The sequence below is a fragment of the Hahella ganghwensis DSM 17046 genome, from assembly GCF_000376785.1.
Taxonomy (GTDB): domain Bacteria; phylum Pseudomonadota; class Gammaproteobacteria; order Pseudomonadales; family Oleiphilaceae; genus Hahella; species Hahella ganghwensis.
Map to the genome: position 1 here is coordinate 23,870 of NZ_AQXX01000130.1, position 17,671 is coordinate 41,540.

A 17,671-nucleotide genomic window follows, 5' to 3' on the forward strand; every position below is an offset into this window, starting at 1 on the left:
TTATTCCTCTGATTTGTCTTTCCCGGATCCGTTTGAGGTAGCAGAAGTGTCAGTCTCATAGTTGAGCCCCAAATCCTTTTCCCTGGCTGAGTCTTCAGCGTTCTGGCGATCAACTTCCTCGGCATCCTCGCCTTGCTCCGCAACAATGGCGCTGCGTGATTTGAGGCCAGCTTTCTTCTGCAGGATCTTCGACTGAACATCCTGGACGGGATGTAAGTAATCCCAACCATCTGGACGCCACTCGCTTGATTGATATTTCTTGCGGTTCTCCAGGTAGTCTGGGGCGTAGAGCTTGCCCGCTAACACAGCGCGGTCAATGAAGGCAGACCAGACCCTTTCGCAGATCTGGGGAATGGTGTACAGCCACTGGGTGTGTTCGAGAAGACGACGATATTGGTTCAATATGGCGCGTAACGTCCTATCGTTAATTGCGCTCATATCGCCAGTCATGATCTCGTAAGGGACTCCCAATGATGCAGCGATGGCAAGAAGCTGCGCACGGATGAAATCAGCGTAACCATCGCCAGCCTTGTCTCCATCAAATAACGTGGCCGACTCACCAGGTAATGCCGTCATCCATGTGCCTGGCTGAACATCTGTGACTGGGGCGTCGTCGAATTCTTCCAGTGGCTCACCAGTGAAGGGATCAAACTTGTAATCCTCCTCACCGTAATCTGGGCGGGTGAACACACCAGTATATGACGACCTGGTTTTCTTCCGATTCAGCTCAGCGTCGTCATACTCATCAAAGTCTTTCGCTTTAATGAGGGCTTGGACTGTCGCTGGTATACCTCGGATTTGGCCAGCTCTGAGCGGAGTGAAATGGTGAATGATCTGATCCGCAGGGATATCAGCCAGCTGATCAAATCTATCTCCATCGAATTCGCCAGGGTGATTCCGATACATCCTGTAATGGGTGCGGCGACCGATTGTGTCGAACTTCACCCCGTGCTTAATTCGCCTCGAAAGATCTGTGTCTTCCATTGGACAGAATTCTGACTCCAACACCTGGAGCTGTAGGGGAACTGTTAATCCGTCGCTGGGCCTTCTGTCCCTGAATCTTAGGAATATCTCACCAGCCTCTCTGCGGCCTCGAACCATCATGGCCAATATTCCGGCGAAGTTGGTTATTCCATCTGCATCGCATTCTTTTACAAAGTCTTTCCATAGATCATTTGCAGCAGCTCGAAACGCTTTATCAGGTGCCGCGCTCCGACCAGTGATACCGGTCCCGATTTCATCTGCAACCCAATTATTCTGGGCAGATGCAATCCAAGGATTGTTCCGCGCCATATCCCTGGATCTGTTTCTCAGGGACGTCAGGTTGTTGGTGTTTATTGAGTTGGGGCCTTCAGGGGTGGGCCTCCATGTCTGAAGCCTGCGCCCATATCGGGCACCCTCATAGGCTGATTGAGAACGCTCCCTTAAAGAGCTGGTCTCTGAAACTATCCACGGATTGGACATTTACAACCCCTTGCTATGGCGCACCCGTATCGCTCTTGGGCGCTTGGTTGTTGAATTCTTGGCAGAGAGTTCTGCTCTTATGTTTTGGATAGCTCGGTAAAGCTGGTTTGTTGACTGGTAGGTAACTGATCTGCCGTCTGCGTGCTTAACGGTCAGGACGCCCATTGCGTAGGCTTCTTCAAGCTCAGCCAGTTGAGTGGTTGTGAATGCCATAAGATTTACCGGTATCTATAACGGGTTTGACGTTTGCGGGTTGGGCGGGCTTTCGGCTTGACTTCCTCGACCTTTTCCAGTGACCGCACTATGTCTGGGTTTTCTTCCCATGAGCGCGCCCAAGGGGGAGGGGAGTCCCAATCGATTTTGTGAGCCTTCACCTTTTCATGGCGCATGGCACCATATGCATAGACAAAGAGGTCAAAGGCTTCATTGTCGCCCCGTCCAGGCTTTTCCCATTTACCATCTGGCATCCTGACTTCGTAGGTGAGTTCATCGAAGAACCAGGATCCTAACCAGTCGGGGAAGTGGCAGTAGTTGGGGCCTGGCTCATCCCGCCAGATGTTGTTGTTAACAGCATCTTTAAACTGGTGGGTGTTCAGGATGTAGATCGGCACATCACCCTTGCTTGAAGCTTTCCGGTCTTTCCGCTTTGTGTTATCCGGGAATGACTCAGAGAACAACTTGGCGTTTACCTGGGATGCACCTTTGACCAGCATGAATCTTCGATGCAGGCCGTCCTTGCGAATTTGCCTATAGAACTTATAAGCGTTGTCACTGACACCGTCTTCACCACCCATGTCACAGGCGGTCATTTTGATCGGCATGTAGCCAGAGCCATCTGCCAGTGGATAGACCTTCTTGATTACACCATCAATCAGCTGGTCCCAATCTTCCAAATATTGGGCTGGGTTGATGGGTTCGAAATCACCCTTATCGTTTTTCCGATCTGACCATTTGATATTGAAACGGTCTATCAGGGAGCACTCCAAATGCTCTCCAAATCCATGGACCTGAACCACAAAACGCTTTTTCTTATTCTTGAGCTTTGAGCCTGCCTGGACGTCAACAGATGCGATAAGGAAACGGACACCTTCCGGTACAACTCCTTTTTCCCAGTGTTCTTTGCGATCATCAAAGACACTGGCATCTCGATCATTCTGCCGACTGCGGGACAGATATGGCCGACCTTGGTCAACGTTGATCGTCGATTTCAGCGCCTCTTCATCACCGGTGCGCTCGTATTCTTCCTCGGCCTGGAGTAGGGCAGTGATCTGCGAAACCCAGGTCTGGTAAGCCGCGACCGGGCCCTCAAACCAAAAGGATGCAATTGTTGATTCCCGCCCCTTTCCGACAACTTCGCCATCTTTAGTAAGTGACTGACCTTCCTTTAACCAGCGCTGGTTATCTTTAAGTGTTGGCCGATCACTATAGTCATGCAGGTGACCGCAGTGGGGACACCCGAGCTTGACTGTCTTAGCTGTTGCTGCCGGATCCCCCTGATCTACAGTGTTGTAAAGCTCCATTGTGGGCTGGAACCATTCTTGACACCCCAGGCACTGCCAATATATGCGCCGGCGATCACCCCGGTTATAGATCCCCATGATGCCCTTGCAAGGTGGGGCCTCGTGTGGTCGGTCTGGGTTAGGGTTCCAGCTGGGGTCCAGGATCTCAAAGCCTGGAGAAGACTCAATGAAGGTCATGCCAGCCGACCGGAATGTCGTATTCCGCTTTTTCAACAGCGTGAACAGGTCACCTTCACCATCGACGTTATCCGTTTCACGTCGGTCATAGTCCGTTGCGGCACAGAATTTAAGGTCTCTGGATGAGATCTGCTTAATGGATGGCCATCCTATTGAAAGGATGTTCCCAGCTTTGAACACCTTGTCGAACGTGTTGTCGTCGTTCGCCCGGGTAGAAAGCCTGCTCTTGAGCTCCGGGGAGTGTCTGATGAAACGATCTACACGCTCTTTGGAGTACTTCCGGCCAAGATCCTGGCTTGTGTGTACTACCAGCATGTCGCTTGGATCGCATTTGATCCCGTATGCTAGAAAGCCGTCGACAGTTACGGTTTTTGAACTCCGTGCTGGACCGGCCAAGACCACCGCTTCATATTCGCGGCTGCTCATGCACTCCATAACTTCTTTCATCTCTGGCGCGAGACTGCAGTCGTATTCCCGCCAGGTACCGTCTGGATATTGGACCTTCAGATATTTGGTAGCGGCTTCGTATACAGTGACGCGCTCAGGCGCTCTCACCAGTGCCGTTACATCCTGCCTTATCGCAGTCGCAGATCCGTACATCGAGTTCGTCCAATTTATCTGCCGCCTTGTTGCGGACTGAATCAATTACCTGTTGAACGTGTTCGACTCCACGGCCATCGAGGTTGCAGATCCGTTCCAGGTCATCGGGTAAGCAGGCAAATGCTGAAACAAGTGTTTTGACCATTTCCGCCATCTCTGCCCTGGATTCCTCCGCCTTTACCAGGGTGCCTTGGATTTGGAGTACCTCATCTCGTTTGAGCGTCCCTTCATACCATTCCTTCCTTTCCTTGGTAGGCAGCTTTTCAGGGTCGAAATCTTCGTCGCCAGGATTGATGGCATCATCTTCCTTGAACAGGAATGGGGCGATTTCGTGGATGGCGTAGACGGGGTGGCCGTTCTTTGATCCGGATGGAAGAACCCCGGAGAGAGCTATTTTTTTACTGACCGTATCGCGCCCCATCTTGAACGCTTCAGCTATCTTCCGGATTGACCACTTGTAGGCGTCAGCGGTATTGGCGACTTCACCATAGGCCATAGATTAAATCGGCGCGATTTCTACAATAATCGTCCTGGTCAGGGTCCGAGGGTTACTGTCTGGCTTGAGCTCGCTGGTGGTAATTGTGTTGGCCAGCTCCACTTCTGAGAGTGTGCCAGGGTTCTCAAGCCATACTTTGGTGATGGGGCTTTGATAGGAGCCGTCTTGGATAGTTGCGCCGCTGGATGCAGCCCAAGATGAGCCTGTAATAGTCTCTCCATCTGCAAGCTTTGGCGACCAATCGAACCCGTAAGAGTCGTCATCGTCTTTATGTGCAGGAGAGACTCTTGCCGGCTTCTCTCCGTCATGAACTAGCAGAGCCATCAGACTGTATCGCCGCCAACAACAGGAACTGCTGTGTCACTCGAAGATGCAGCAGAACTGTTCACGGTGCGGCGTAGCCAGATGGCTTTGTGTTCACCTGCTGCCAGGTCACCAATTGACAGTCCGCTGGCTTTATCTGCTGGTGCAGAGAATGTAACACCAGCTGGTGCAGTATCTTCATCACCAACCGTTTGCTCTGTGCCATCAATCGCGCTGGTTCCCAACCCGATATCGAGAGTCGTATCAGCGCTCGCGGTATTAGAGCTAATCCAAGCCGCAGCACTTACCAATGAGTCTGTACCATTAGTGTTCTCAACGTAGATACAGCGGTATTCCACATCGCCAGCAGATGCTTCAGAGCTTGAAACATCGTCAAAAAGGGTATTTGGATCAACCTCGACAGAGGATTTCGCGCCACCCAATGAGGCAGCAGGATCAGAGTTTGCAGCACCACCTGAGAGGTAGTATTTAATTTCGGCTTGTAGTACAGGCATCTCAAGACTCCACTGTAACGACTCGTTTTGAATTCAGAACTAGAACCAGATTTCTTGGCGGGGTGAAGGCATCGGATTGAACTGTCCATGACAGGTTGAGGGCTCTTTCTACAGACCCACCTACTAACCAAGACAAAGACATTTCGTTATCAACAGACTGGAAAACGTCCCATTCGACCTGAAGGGAATTGCTGACCGCTCCGAAGATGGACCAGCCCATCATCAGGCCCTGGTCTACGGCGTTGTATACACTCCATGAGAGAGTTGCCCTTTGGGAAACTGCATTGAATACATCCCAGCCCAGTGAAAGTGATCGTGAAACTGAGTTCGGGCTCTCGACTGACCATGCGAGGGGGATGCTGCTCTCAACAGAATTCAGCACAGACCAACTGATCGATGATCCATTCTGAACAGTGTTGTAAACAGGCCATGACAAAGCCAGGCTTTGCTCTACCACGTTATAAACTGTCCATGACGTAGATAGCTCGGCTTCAACCCCGTTATAGACATTCCAGTTCGGGGACAGTGATTGCTCTACTTCTGAGCCAACTGCCGATGCATAACGTTGATAGGTCCGATAACCAACCGTATCAATGTCGGTGTCTGTTTTTAGGTGCAGGCCATCGCCAGTTACATCGACGTCAATGTCTCTGTTAGAAGCAGTGATAAAGGCGTGTGGATTGCTTGCCGCAACGGCTTCTTGAGCGAGCCTGATAGGTTCCTGCCCTGTAGTAGTACCGTTACCGTCACTTGTGGAGTGGATCGTCTGCATGGCGACAATGATTGTGATCGCGCCAAAGTCTGCATAGATGTCGTTAACGAGCTGATTCAGGTCTGTCTCATAATCAGCAGCCAAGTCGGTATCGTTGGAGTTGCTTTCGCCCTGGTGGAAGATTACTACATCAACCCCACCTACTTCATTGACCCTTCTGGCGAATGATGTGTAAAGGGCTCCACCTTTCTGCCAAACGCCTATTTTTGTGGCTCCAAGTGGGCATGGAACAAAGCCCAATGGCTCACTATTCCCCGCCATGGCATGGTGCGCAAACCGGAGCATGAAGGAACCTGCCGCACCTGGATCAGCCGAAACAGTATCAACCTGGTCGACGTCAGAGTCCCAGGCGTCCTCCAACTCTTGATACAAGTCAGCATTAGTGAACAGGAGATGCCGCTCACCTCCTGCACCACGTGCATAAATCTGCAGGTTGTCACCGCGCCCTGAGCAGTTTGATTGCCCTATACCCGCAATCACTCGAACTACAGAGATGTAATTGGCAGTTGCTGTGGTGTCGGTGTCGTCCGCCAGCCTGACTTCGACAGAGTGATGGCCCTTTGCCAGCACAGTATCAAACGAGTAGGGGCCGGTTGACGGTGAAGAAATGGCCGTTTGCCAGGATCCGCCATCCAGTCTGTATTCAATGGCACTGGTGGAGACGTTCAGCAAACCTGATACAGGAACTGTGGCAGTGCCTCCAACTGAACGCCTGAATACATAGTCGTTGATTGTCAGTGGCACTTCAGGAGCCGTGACAAATCTCACGTTATCAAGACTTGGGGCGGTGCCGCTTGCCCTCATTCCCATCCTTGTCGCGGATTGAAGGAATGATGAGGAATGTGTAAAGGCCTCGACTTCGTTTATGTGGGCAGTGATATCGGGTCCGTCGAGTGTGACCGAGACATCATAATCATCAAACCGCCCAAACGATGGAATTACATAGCTTTGGACAGATGTCCATGCAGATGACTGTCGGCGATATAGTCTGAGTTCCGCTTCGGAAGACGACAAAATATAGATACAGACAAGCCAGAAGTTGCTTGTGTCTGAGTACCGGCAGACCAACCCATAAAACCCAGCTGAATCACCACCAGAATTGAACTTGGCGGTCAGTGTCCCGTCAGAGGCTTCAGCATCGAATGTTGAGACCCATTTCGCTCCAGTGGGGCTTGATCCTGTTGCCTGCAATACGCCTGACGCGGCGGTGAACTGGCCATTATCTTCTGTCCAATCAGCAGGGAACTGGAGATCATCAAAGGTGTAGTTTTTTACACCATCAGGTAGGACATGGCTTGCTGTAAGGGATGCGGTGAAAGGTGCCAATGTGGCAACAACATCTGCCGACCCATCCGGAGGAATGAAGGATGCTTGTATTGCCGCAGTAAATGGGGACAGCGTTGCAACAAGGTTATTTGATGAGGCAACGAATTCCCATTGAGAATCATCTGTCGGAAAGTTGGTCAGAGTTCCGTCAGTCGATCCATTGCCAAGACTGTCAGCGATGGTCGAGCCGGTGCCCTCATTTACCGGATATAGCCGACTATTCGAACCGGTGTCAGTGTCCACGAGTTCCAACTCATGGAGCTTAAATTGACCATAGGTTGCTGAAGAACGACGACCAATCCATTCAAAGGAAAAGGCGCCAGATCCATCGGTACCAGAATCGACCAGCTGTGGACCGGATCCTGAATCAATATACAGCTCCGAGGTGTAGTCAAATCCGTTGTAATCGACAATGACATGGAGCTCATATACAACCCCAGTTTGCCAGGTGATACCAGAATTGAAATCTACGCGGTGAGATGATCCGCCACCCTGGACCCTGACATCAGGCGAGCTGCCGGGATTTACATAAAGCCGTTTGTTCGAGCTGCTTGAGTCACCCAGAATATAGGTGAGCGCCAGCGCGGATAACTCGAACTTGACCCGGATCTCCCATCGTTCACTCGATGGTGTCCATGTCGGCATCACAACATGGTCGTTGGAGCCGTCGAATATTAGAGCGTATTCAGCCATTAACCAGCCTTACGGTACTTGGAAGGTCGCTGAACTGATTGGTAATGTGCCGCCTGTTACCAGTGACGTGTCATCCATGGTCATGCTTTCACCGCTTGCTGTTAGGCCCACAGAACCATTCCACATAACAGTGTCGTCTGATTTACACATATCGTATTCAGCGGCAGTACCATCAGCGTCCACGCTACTGTCTTCCGTGATGGCGTTAAATGTCAGAAGGCCGTTAACAGCTGCTGGAGCAGAAGTGGCAGAAAGCGGACAGGTGCCGAGAAGGGTGCGGCCCGGGGAGGCGGTATATACCTTGATATTACCTCCGTCCAGTTCCCGCGCGATGTTGTCGGCAACCAAGTTTTTACCATAGGTGCTCAGGGTTACTTCGGTGCTCATTAACCGTGAACCTCAAGTTATTTAGTTAATGTGAAAGAGCGCTTCCCTTGTGGTCGATCTACTCGGCATTCCTTGCAGCCGTGAGATTTGATGATGGAGCCTATCTGCGTTCTTACGCGGCGATTGAAAGCTGCCTGGTCTTTAACTATCAGGCCCCTGATTTCTGCTATCTCGCCGGCAACCAATAGAACGCAGATCCCAACATACTCGGATCGGGCCTCGAAGCTTTGTCCGTCTGGATAGATTCGCAGAACCGATATCGAGTAATTTATGGGGCTGGTGCTTGAGATGAGGATCTCTTCGTGGACGGAATACATGCCATACCTCGCTATCCGGTACGGCTATTAACCGGAGATAGCTAATCTTTGTTCAACATGTGATTGTGGTATTCCTCTTTGAGCTTGAATTCCTTTCTTTTGTAATACCAATTTACGCAGAAAGTCGCTGCAGCCAGTCCAAAACCACCCAGTGCCAGCCACTGATTGAAGGTCATGGAACCAGCCACTCCGATACCAACACTGGTGAAATATGAGGCTGCTGTGGTTTTATCTGGGATCACTTGTTCATCACCTTGGGGATAATCTTTTCTGCTGAACGCCCGACGACATATCCACCGAGGCCAATCTGGAGCAAGGTCCAGGCCTGGTCAGCCAGGCGGAAAGTCAACAAGCCAAAAGAGTCACACACAACCAACGCCAGGAAAGTCAGCATCGTAATCGGACGCCAATTGCGCTGGAGCCAGCTTTGTCCCTGAGCCTCTGCCTGAATGATTGAGGCCTTGATCTTGGCCAGTCTCATCTCATATTCGAGAACTTTACCGAGTAAGTTGGATTGCGCTCCAAACAGAGCATTTTTTATTTGGGCCTTTTCTTCATCGGATGTATGGAGTTCATCCACTAAGTCCACAGCTGGCTCAAAAATGCTTTTTATGAAACCGAATACATTCACGGCAAGCTCCTACAATTGGCAGTCCCAGGCAAACCATCCACCTGCACGAACTCCCAGGTACATGAGGCCAGACTTCAATCGACTAACCCCATCGAATCGTAACGCCTCATAAAACAGGGAATCACATTTGGCCCGGCTCAAATTTTTGTTAGCCAGGTGTCCACGGATCGAATATAGGAAGTCGTGCAGAATAGCAGCCCTTCTAACACGAAAATCGTCATTAGAAACAAGCCACCGAGCAGTAGCAGGGATTGAAGCAAGATCGTGCCGGAAGCCCTTTTTAACCGTGATTTTATATCCATCTCTGCATGTCCAGATTAGATTCTCTTTAAGCATCCATGATGCTGCACCACGTATGCTTGATTGGTCCAGCTCATCAGACTCCCTGTTGAAGCCGTAATCTTTAGTCATCATGGCCATACCATTGAATAGGGTTTGATTTGGAGGTAAAGATCCTCAAAACCGTCCAGGGCTCCCATAAGTACAGAGAAAGCCAAACGGCTCTGAGTGACAGCGTTCTTACCGGAAATTATCTGATAATTCATGCCAGGGGCGATGCAGCCCTCCAACTGGTGAGGCCAGTTTGCCGGGTGGATCATGATATAAGTTCGACCAGGCACATCGGTTACTTCCCAGCCGGATATATAATCTCCACCACTAGATCGCCGAACCACGCCGCTGTCGCGCTTCTGTAGCTTATACAGGCCATCTGGGATGCAAGATTTCCCAGTTTGGTTGTTTAACCATGGGCGCTCACAGGTGTAGAGAATTCTGTCGTTAGGCAACTGTAGTCGGCCAAACGTCCCATCTGTGGCGTAAGCGAATCTCTCAAGAGTGATTACTTGCATGGATTAACCGTGGGGCAGAAATAGAAAAGCCCGCAGCGGACGCATCATGACCGGCGGGCTAGTTTCCCCTGGGGGTAGGGGTGAGGCACAGAAGAAATAAAAAAGGCCCACCGAAGTGAGCCTTTGTGGCGGAAAAACCGCAACATGAAAAATTTTAGGTTAAAGCGTTCCCAAAATCAATAAACAGCCCCATTCACGGAGATCTTACTAAGGAGTACCGATACAGGTTTCAGCGTCCTTTTTTCCATTGAGTCAATTGCTGTAACGATAGCTTCGTATATAGGTTCGCAATCCCTTCCCCAATGTTTCCGCTCCACTTTCACTTGATAGTCATCAAAGAGTCTTTCGCAGAATAGGCCCACAGAATAGGATCGATCGGTCTGGAATTGGCCTGCCTTTTGAGCCCCAACATACTCGCTCCCACCACCAAATACCTGACGGCGGTGGTCCCTGATGAGCATTCGTATCAAGCCGGACATCAGGCGCTCTCGTTTTGTCGTTATCTTTCTTTTCGGATCCATTTCTGAGACGTACTTGTACATGCCGTTAACAACCAGATCCTCAACTTGGTCCAGCACCTCATCGTAGAATGGCCCGTACATGTAGTGACCGAAGAGCTGGAAATGGGCCTCCATGCCTTGGATTGTGCGCTTAACCCTGGCCAGTACATCTGCATCTAATGGAATATGCGCGCCAGATTTGCCTCGGGTTTGGGTCGCTGTGATAGTCCAGTGGCTTCCCACAGTCATCATCCTGCGTCTATCCTCTGGGTTTCTAATGCGCTCCCATACTAGCTGACTGACCATACTTCCCAAGGTCACAGATTGGGCTAGAATCTCCAGCCGGTCAGGGGAGGGGATAAAATAGCATTCGTGCCAAGCTCTGCGTGCTGAAAAAATTCTCACCCGTTCAAGCCCTCTCTCACTCTTTGAATGGTTTGATTGGCAACCCTAAGTCGTTCCTGAAGGTCAGCATTCAACTGGGTCATCTTCATCAGCTGTTCCCGTAGCTTTAAATTCTCAGCTTCCAGCAAAGAATGGGATTCTTGCAGTGGGGTCATGCTGCACTCCTTTCCTTCCCAGTCTGCAGATATTGGATAATTGCGATCCGGGCAGCATCCCAACCGGCACATACCACAACCTTGTAACCAACCTTCTTCAGGCGGGTGATCCACTGCTGCTGATGGCTATACAACTTGCCACCCTTCCGGCGCTTCATTTCGATAAACAAACCTGCATAGCCTCCGAGCGGTAGAGCAAGCATCAGGTCAGGGACGCCCTTGCGGACGCCTTCGGCCTTGAGTTTCGCAGCCACAATCCGGTGTCTATCTCCACCATTTGGAACTGAGAATAGAAAGTCACCGATAAGGCCTTGAGGTATTCGCTGACAATCAGCCCACTGGACAAGTGCTTTTTGCTCTTCGTGCTCTGAGGGAATCTGATACCTCATTCGACATACCCCGCTGGCACAAATCTCAACACGTCATGCTTCTGAGCCCATAGCTTGAGCTCCTTTGGTGGCACATCCGCCATACTCTGATAACCGAGAGTGTTTTTTAGAGTTTCCCAGGCCCAGCGCTCGACGTGTTCGATACGCTGCTTATCGAACCACTCTTTGCCACCGAGTGCGGACTCGCCTTGCTGGTGCTGTTTGGCATGATTGCTCGCAAGTAATGGGATGGATGAGTAGGGTGGTTTGATTCCGGTACCAGATCCATTTGCCACGCGGCGGACGTGGGCGACTTGTACAGGATCTTGATCTGTTCCATACACTCCGGAGAAGCAACACTTCTGGTTGCGTATCCAGGCTGTGAAATGGCTGTCTGGACCAATCGCCCTCCATACGTCCAAGACCCTAAAGAAGCCTTTGAGCTTAAGCAGCTTGGCCATCTCACCGTACTGACCACCTTGGGAAATGGCTTTCTGTTGCATGTTCTGCTGAGCCGCTTGCTGTGTGAGTCGGCATACAGCACCAGCAACGCCAGGCATGCCAAAAAGCTCAAAGGCAGCTTTCGCATCATTGGGCTCTATATCGATACTTAGCCTCAACGTTCCATCAGCAAGGGTTTTGACCGACCGGCTGGTGAAAGCAATCACGTCGCTCATGAGGCCCTCCTGTGGCTATCCCATTTGAACACCAGTGAGATTCCGCCATTCTCGCGCAATCTGTCGACCACCCGATCACCGATGCATTCGGTAATTGTGTGGATGTCCAGGTTGGATATCAGAATCGTCGGCTTCATATCCTCGTACCGCGCATTAACGACATCGAACATCACCTGCCGTTCGAAATCGGTTTTATGCTGGACACCGATCTCATCGATGATCAGCAGACTGTAGCTCCGCATCTCGTTAATGATTCCGATCTGGCTTTCACTCGAGCCCTTTCCGAAAGTTGACTTAACCCTGAGTAGAAGCTTTTCGAGGCCTGTGTATTTGGCAGCAACATGCTGTTGAGTGATGGCGTATTTTGCGACTGCGATGGCAAGGTGGGTTTTACCAGTACCTACGTCCCCGGTCATGATCATGCTGGTGCCGGTTTTTCGATGCTTCCGGATGTTCTCAGCGTAGGATTTCGTTTGCTCGCAGATCGCACGCTGCCTTTCTGACCGGCAGACGTAGTTTTCAAATGTTGCGTCCTTGAATCTGAGCGGAATGTCCGCTCGTTCGAGCCAGCCCTCGATGTCGACTTTCAGTTGCTGCTCTCTGAATTCGTTTTGCATGCTGAGCGATTGAACGCACTCGGGGCATTCAGACCAGGTGCCGTTGCCAAGGGCGTAGTAAACGGATTCGTATTCACCGTGCCGGGGACATGTTCTGGTTTCAGTTGTGCCTGTATCAGGATTAGAATCTGTATGATCCATCGCCGTTATCCTCTAAGCCGTTAAAGTGATCGATTTCGTTGAAGTTGGTGTGGGGGCTTCGAAGTGGGGGCGGTCCACCCCGATTAAACTTGACCGCATTTCGCATCCAGGTACGCCATGCAGCTACCCAGTCAACAAACAAACTGCGTTTAGCTTGGTGGTGATCTTTGAAGTTCTCGGTCTCATGATCGAGATTGATTCCAGGCACCTGCTGTTGAGCCCAAAGGCGCATTTCGTCAGTAATTTCAAAACCGGGAGGGAGAGCTGATTTTCTCTTGGGCTTTTTGGGGGCTGCCGGTTCGGCGGACAATATATCTTTATCTTTACTATCTTCTCTTCTCTTCTCTTCTCTGGTAACGCTTTTTGTAACGGTTTTTGCGTTACATTCGCGTTTCACGTCTTTAGGTTGTTGTTCTGACTGAACTTTATTCCTGTGTTTTGCAACCCTCCTATTACTCTCAGCTCGTTTTTTTGCTCCGTTTCCGTTGTGTTTTCCAAAGTCTGGGAACACCATTCCGTCGCCTGATTCGCTCAACCAGCCGACTTGTAACATCGCATCAGCGAATCCGGTAACGGCTGTGATACGGTCGAGTAATGCCTTTGTAACGTTTTTTGCGTTACCGTCTATGGTCTGTTGATCAGCCCAAATCCATATCCGGAGTAGCTTCCCAGATACCGCATCCGGATCGATATCCAGCAATTCTGCCATTTTAAAAACCTCTGGCTTGTCTGGTGTCGTGTGATCGAGTTTTATCCAATCGCCTGCCATAAGCTCCTACGCTGCGTCATTCTCTTCAAAGTCGAACAGGGTGGGGGTCTGGTGTTCTATCTCGGCCTGTTTCAGGTACTGAACACCGTCAAAGAAATAATCTGAATTCAATTCGCTAGCACGACCTAAGCGCCCGAGTTTTACCGCCATATACGGTACAGTCATCAGCCCCCCAAAGGGGTCATAGACGGTCTCATCAGGGTTGCTGTATCTGGTTATCAGTCGCTCGACTATATCCAGCTGTAGGGGGCACACGTGGTTTTGTAGGCCCTTCTGGGTCTGCTTACCGTTAAGAGTTCGCATCCTGTTTACGTCGTGCCAAACGTCATCAGAATGACTGCCTGGCGCCAGGCTCATGAAACTGGAAGGGAGGGCTCCACGGGCATCGAGAGCCTCGCCGACTCTTACGTGGTGCTGGTAGTCGTAAATGTTGTGCAGACTAAACTCGGTGAAGATCTTTGCCAGTTTGTCTGGCCCGTAGCCGGCCATCTCTTCAGGGTCCAGAAGACGGTTGCCACTGGAGCGCCAGAAAGCATGTGCATCCACCTGCCAGCGTGCCCTGGAGTAATCGGCCTTTTCTTTGGTGACTGGGACATCTGCGTAGCCCTTGGTTCTGTTTGTCTGAGGCTTCCTGAACAACAAAACATACTCGGGCGAACCTACACCCATCTTTGTGCCGTCCTTGCATTGCTCTGACCACCCCAGCCGGTAAGTCTGGTTGTTTTCCCGTACAACATCGGTAACAACGGTGATCATCCCCATGTAGTCAAAACCATGCTTCTGTGCATGAAATATGGCTTCTGCATGAAAGGGGGAAACAGTTGGGGCACCAGCGCCTGTAACATTGCCAAACAGGATCCGGTCTTTAACGTGGCAGCAATACAGTCGACCAGGATTCAAAACCCTCAACAGTTCCGGCGTGAGGTAATCCATCTGCTCCCAGAAATGATCATTGTTCTCTGTGTGGCCGAAATCGTTATAACTGGGCGTGTATTCGTAATGGTTGGCAAACGGAATACTGGTAATAACCAGGTCGACAGAATTGGTTTCCATTGACTGGGCTTCCTGGACGCAATCATTATTTGCTGCCAGATACCGCTCCCCACTTACTTCTACTCGCTCGACACCGATAGTGCGTTTCAGAGTCTCGGCCATCTCCAAATTGCTCAGGCCGTACTTTTTAACAATGGCTGTCATCTTCTCCACCATCTCATCGTGATTGCGCCATTTCTCCAAGAGTATCCGGAGGATCTCCCGCTCGGAGTCGGCGTAAATGATGTGGACCTCACAGGTGTGGGTCTGTAGGAATCGATAGATCCGGTGAACCGCCTGAATGAAGTCGTTGAACTTGAAGCCAATGCCGACAAATATTTCCTTGTGGCAATGGCGCTGGAAGTTACAGCCGGATCCGGCAATAACCGGTTTTGTAGACAGGTATTTGTACTTGCCATCCTGGAAGTCGATGATGCGTTGTTCCCTCTCATCTAAATCGAGGTTCCCGTAAACATCCTTACAACCCGGTACCGCTTTGTTTATCGCGTGACGCTCAGATTCTTGGTCATGCCATAGGACAAAATGGCTATCAGGATCCTGCTCGAGTATCTCGGACATTTTCGCAACTCGGAGGGGGAGGGTGTCTCGCTTCTCCCTGGCAGCATCTTGGAGACTCAAAGCCGCATCTTTGAACATCTCATGCTGGCCCCACTTATCAGTACCGGCATCAGAATGGTCTGTCTTCACCTCGTGATAGATGACTTTCAGTTCTGGCAGCACATACCCATCGTCTGAAAAGCCGAGATCCGAAGGTCGATCAATGAAGAGTGCCCAGCTGCTGATCCAGAGCCAGAATTCCTCTTCTTTGTGTGGGTATATGGTTAGATTGTTAGCCTTGGTGCTATCACGCTGGAAGAACCGGGTAAGGGCCTGGCCAGTGTCCATGATCCCCAGGAAACCAGCGTAATGGATAAGCTCTTTATACCTGTTCGGGCTGGGTGTCGCGGTTGCAACGTACTTGAACCTGACGCCATCAAAGAGCGGCAAGAATTCCTGGTAAGTCTTCGATCCGTATGATCGCAGGATAGATGCCTCATCCAGGCTGGCAGCATCAAACAAGGTAGGGTTGAGTTTTCCTTCCCGGATACTTTCATAATTGGTCAGATAGATTCCATCGCCGTCGATTTCTTTATCGGATTGGATAAACCTGATCTTAATTCCTAGCATTGCAGCATCGCGCTTGAACTCCTGACGGACACCTAAAGGGGCACATATCAGAGCCTTTCCGCCCCCGAGACACACTAACAGCAGCCGAAGTACTTCCAGCTGTACAACGGTTTTACCGAGACCAAACTTAGCGAATAGTGCGCGACATCCCCCCTTAACAGCCCAGACCACCATGGCTTTCTGGTGGGGCTTCAGAATTGGATTAACATCTGCAGGGGAGATATCGAAGCCGGTTGAAACCGCCAGCTTAATTTTCCGCTTAATGAAGTCGATGTATGCGCCCATTTCAACGACCTTCATTCTCAACAATTGGACGGAGCTCATTCTCTGCCCATCTGAGGCTGTCCTTGAGCTGAGTTACAATCGTTTTACAAGTGCGTACTCTTGAATCAACATTGATGCGGTTCTCAGTAAGTCGGAGGGCGCGTAGAAGGCTGTACTCGTTGTGATTCTCTTCAGGCAATCCTAATGCAGTGCACAATCTCTTGATGCCATCAGAAAGCTCTTTCTTGCTGCGTTCGGCAGATTCATTGGCGCTCTTTAAGAGAATGTCCGCTCGCTGTTTTGCTCCATTAAGGATTGAATCAACCTCAGACTGGATGTCTCTTAGGTTGGCTCTCGCAGCGACCAGATCAGTAATTGTCTGTGCGACATCCTCGCCAAAGTGTTCGCGGACCTTACAGTTTAGTAGGTAGGTGTTGATTGCCTTGGTTCGATGTTTTGAATCCGCTCGCTCAATACCATCGATGAGAAGCTTGAGCATTGTGTCTTGAGGTAGAGTGCATGGGTTCAAGACTGGTGCTTTGAGGCTCTTCCAGCCGTTTTCACCACGGATCATTAGACCGCAGGCAGCTGGCAGATCTTGTTTTGAAATCAGCCCTTGGGGAACGCAGAAATACACACCACAACTGAATTTCAGATAGCTCTGCCATTTGCCACTGGTAACGTCAGACCGGTAGTCAGACACGGACACCTTAATCTCATAAGATAGGGGTTTGGGGTTGGAATAGCTTTTCCGCATAACATAGACGTCGGGGCGCTTACTCCCGGATGGCCCCATCTGCATATCGCGCCACACCATCTTTTCTGGTGTGTTCAGATGTTCAGCGAGATCATTCAACAGGTCGTCATGCTTCCATTTCATGCTGCACCAGCCATTGCCGCCCGCTGGCAACTCACACAACGATAGAAATGCTCATCATCGTTCTGATAAAGCCATCCAGGTGCCGCCTTGCATGTAGCACACTCCACCCGCTCAATCTGAGTCAGGTCTATAGACCGATCGATCTGACCAATCTGAACTACAGGAAGGTAGGTTTGCCCCAGCTCAGAGTCATGGAAGGCATTGATATCAGGCTGGTTAAGTGGGATTCTCTTTGCGCCTGGGAAGGCTGTCAGGAAACGTTCTATGCGTTCCTCAATTGGCTGTTTGAACATCATTCCCCCTTGAGTTCAAATACGCTGTTGAGCGTTATAGAAAATGGTTTGATGATCATCCATGACAGAGTGGTTGTGATAACTGCCAGGCAACCCAGCCCGGTCAGTAAAGCTATCGAGGCGATTTGTATTGTTATGTGCATAATCGGATCCTCTGATCTATAGCTGAGTAGCCTCATCATCGGCTTGTAAATTCGTGCCCTGTTCTCGGGGTGGATATCCTCCGAAGGCAAGCAGCAAGCTGCACTCCCAGGCTTCCTATTGAATTCATGCCCCTGAATCCCAGGGGACTAACCGTCTCGTGGCTTTTCCGACCAGATCGCCGATGCACTT

22 protein-coding genes are annotated in these 17,671 nt (G+C 50.6%); all 22 read right to left on the reverse strand.

Annotation, left to right across the window (positions count from 1 at the left end):
* The 22 genes from F566_RS33595 to F566_RS36975 all read right to left on the reverse strand — a co-directional run bounded on the left by F566_RS33595 (position 1) and on the right by F566_RS36975 (position 17,481).
* Positions 1-1,464, reverse strand: a complete 1,464-nt coding sequence (locus F566_RS33595) for a phage portal protein (protein ID WP_020408931.1) — start codon at positions 1,462-1,464, stop codon at positions 1-3.
* The gene (locus tag F566_RS0120640; protein ID WP_020408932.1) at positions 1,465-1,677 is read right to left on the reverse strand and encodes a phage head-tail joining protein; all 213 of its coding nucleotides are present in this window, start codon (positions 1,675-1,677) and stop codon (positions 1,465-1,467) included. It abuts the gene before it with no gap.
* A 5-nt stretch (positions 1,678-1,682) separates the two neighbouring features.
* Positions 1,683-3,761, reverse strand: a complete 2,079-nt coding sequence (locus F566_RS33600; RefSeq protein WP_033416657.1) for a phage terminase large subunit family protein — start codon at positions 3,759-3,761, stop codon at positions 1,683-1,685.
* A complete protein-coding gene (locus F566_RS0120650; protein ID WP_020408934.1) occupies positions 3,703-4,257 on the reverse strand; it encodes a DUF1441 family protein in 555 nt (184 codons plus the stop codon). The genes F566_RS33600 and F566_RS0120650 overlap by 59 nt, the downstream gene beginning before the upstream one ends.
* A gap of 3 nt (positions 4,258-4,260) precedes the next feature.
* Positions 4,261-4,581 (reverse strand): phage fiber-tail adaptor protein, encoded by a 321-nt coding sequence (locus F566_RS33605; protein ID WP_020408935.1) that lies wholly within the window; start codon positions 4,579-4,581, stop codon positions 4,261-4,263.
* Positions 4,581-5,075, reverse strand: a complete 495-nt coding sequence (locus tag F566_RS0120660; protein ID WP_020408936.1) for a hypothetical protein — start codon at positions 5,073-5,075, stop codon at positions 4,581-4,583. Before F566_RS0120660 ends, F566_RS33605 begins: the two co-directional genes overlap by 1 nt.
* Position 5,076: 1 nt before the next feature.
* Entirely contained in the window at positions 5,077-7,866 is a 2,790-nt protein-coding gene (locus F566_RS0120665) for a sialate O-acetylesterase (protein WP_020408937.1), read from the reverse strand.
* Between the two features lie 9 nt (positions 7,867-7,875).
* Entirely contained in the window at positions 7,876-8,253 is a 378-nt protein-coding gene (locus F566_RS0120670) for a hypothetical protein (RefSeq protein ID WP_020408938.1), read from the reverse strand.
* A 358-nt stretch (positions 8,254-8,611) separates the two neighbouring features.
* Positions 8,612-8,812 (reverse strand): HP1 family phage holin, encoded by a 201-nt coding sequence (locus F566_RS33610; protein ID WP_020408939.1) that lies wholly within the window; start codon positions 8,810-8,812, stop codon positions 8,612-8,614.
* On the reverse strand, positions 8,809-9,201 hold the full coding sequence (locus F566_RS0120685) for a 3TM-type holin (protein WP_020408940.1): 393 nt from the start codon (positions 9,199-9,201) through the stop codon (positions 8,809-8,811). Before F566_RS0120685 ends, F566_RS33610 begins: the two co-directional genes overlap by 4 nt.
* Positions 9,202-9,210: 9 nt before the next feature.
* On the reverse strand, positions 9,211-9,615 hold the full coding sequence (locus tag F566_RS35680; RefSeq protein WP_051085407.1) for a DUF1353 domain-containing protein: 405 nt from the start codon (positions 9,613-9,615) through the stop codon (positions 9,211-9,213).
* Entirely contained in the window at positions 9,612-10,049 is a 438-nt protein-coding gene (locus tag F566_RS35685) for a DUF5675 family protein (RefSeq protein ID WP_020408942.1), read from the reverse strand. Before F566_RS35685 ends, F566_RS35680 begins: the two co-directional genes overlap by 4 nt.
* Positions 10,050-10,225: 176 nt before the next feature.
* Positions 10,226-10,801, reverse strand: coding sequence for a hypothetical protein (locus F566_RS0120700; protein WP_157496957.1), 576 nt, complete (start codon positions 10,799-10,801; stop codon positions 10,226-10,228).
* Between the two features lie 149 nt (positions 10,802-10,950).
* The gene (locus tag F566_RS36970; protein ID WP_020408944.1) at positions 10,951-11,109 is read right to left on the reverse strand and encodes a hypothetical protein; all 159 of its coding nucleotides are present in this window, start codon (positions 11,107-11,109) and stop codon (positions 10,951-10,953) included.
* Positions 11,106-11,498: a VRR-NUC domain-containing protein gene (locus F566_RS0120710; protein WP_020408945.1), complete on the reverse strand. Its 393-nt coding sequence runs from the start codon at positions 11,496-11,498 to the stop codon at positions 11,106-11,108. Before F566_RS0120710 ends, F566_RS36970 begins: the two co-directional genes overlap by 4 nt.
* Positions 11,495-12,154, reverse strand: a complete 660-nt coding sequence (locus tag F566_RS0120715; RefSeq protein WP_020408946.1) for a hypothetical protein — start codon at positions 12,152-12,154, stop codon at positions 11,495-11,497. The genes F566_RS0120710 and F566_RS0120715 overlap by 4 nt, the downstream gene beginning before the upstream one ends.
* On the reverse strand, positions 12,151-12,912 hold the full coding sequence (locus F566_RS33625) for an ATP-binding protein (RefSeq protein ID WP_020408947.1): 762 nt from the start codon (positions 12,910-12,912) through the stop codon (positions 12,151-12,153). Before F566_RS33625 ends, F566_RS0120715 begins: the two co-directional genes overlap by 4 nt.
* Positions 12,893-13,681, reverse strand: a complete 789-nt coding sequence (locus tag F566_RS35690; RefSeq protein ID WP_020408948.1) for a hypothetical protein — start codon at positions 13,679-13,681, stop codon at positions 12,893-12,895. Before F566_RS35690 ends, F566_RS33625 begins: the two co-directional genes overlap by 20 nt.
* 6 nt (positions 13,682-13,687) lie before the next feature.
* Positions 13,688-16,225, reverse strand: a complete 2,538-nt coding sequence (locus tag F566_RS0120730) for a DNA methyltransferase (RefSeq protein ID WP_211210691.1) — start codon at positions 16,223-16,225, stop codon at positions 13,688-13,690.
* Positions 16,188-17,045, reverse strand: coding sequence for an MmcB family DNA repair protein (locus tag F566_RS35695; protein ID WP_020408950.1), 858 nt, complete (start codon positions 17,043-17,045; stop codon positions 16,188-16,190). Before F566_RS35695 ends, F566_RS0120730 begins: the two co-directional genes overlap by 38 nt.
* Positions 17,042-17,341, reverse strand: coding sequence for a hypothetical protein (locus F566_RS0120740; RefSeq protein ID WP_157496959.1), 300 nt, complete (start codon positions 17,339-17,341; stop codon positions 17,042-17,044). The genes F566_RS35695 and F566_RS0120740 overlap by 4 nt, the downstream gene beginning before the upstream one ends.
* Positions 17,338-17,481 (reverse strand): hypothetical protein, encoded by a 144-nt coding sequence (locus F566_RS36975; RefSeq protein WP_020408952.1) that lies wholly within the window; start codon positions 17,479-17,481, stop codon positions 17,338-17,340. The genes F566_RS0120740 and F566_RS36975 overlap by 4 nt, the downstream gene beginning before the upstream one ends.
* Positions 17,482-17,671 lie beyond the last annotated feature (190 nt).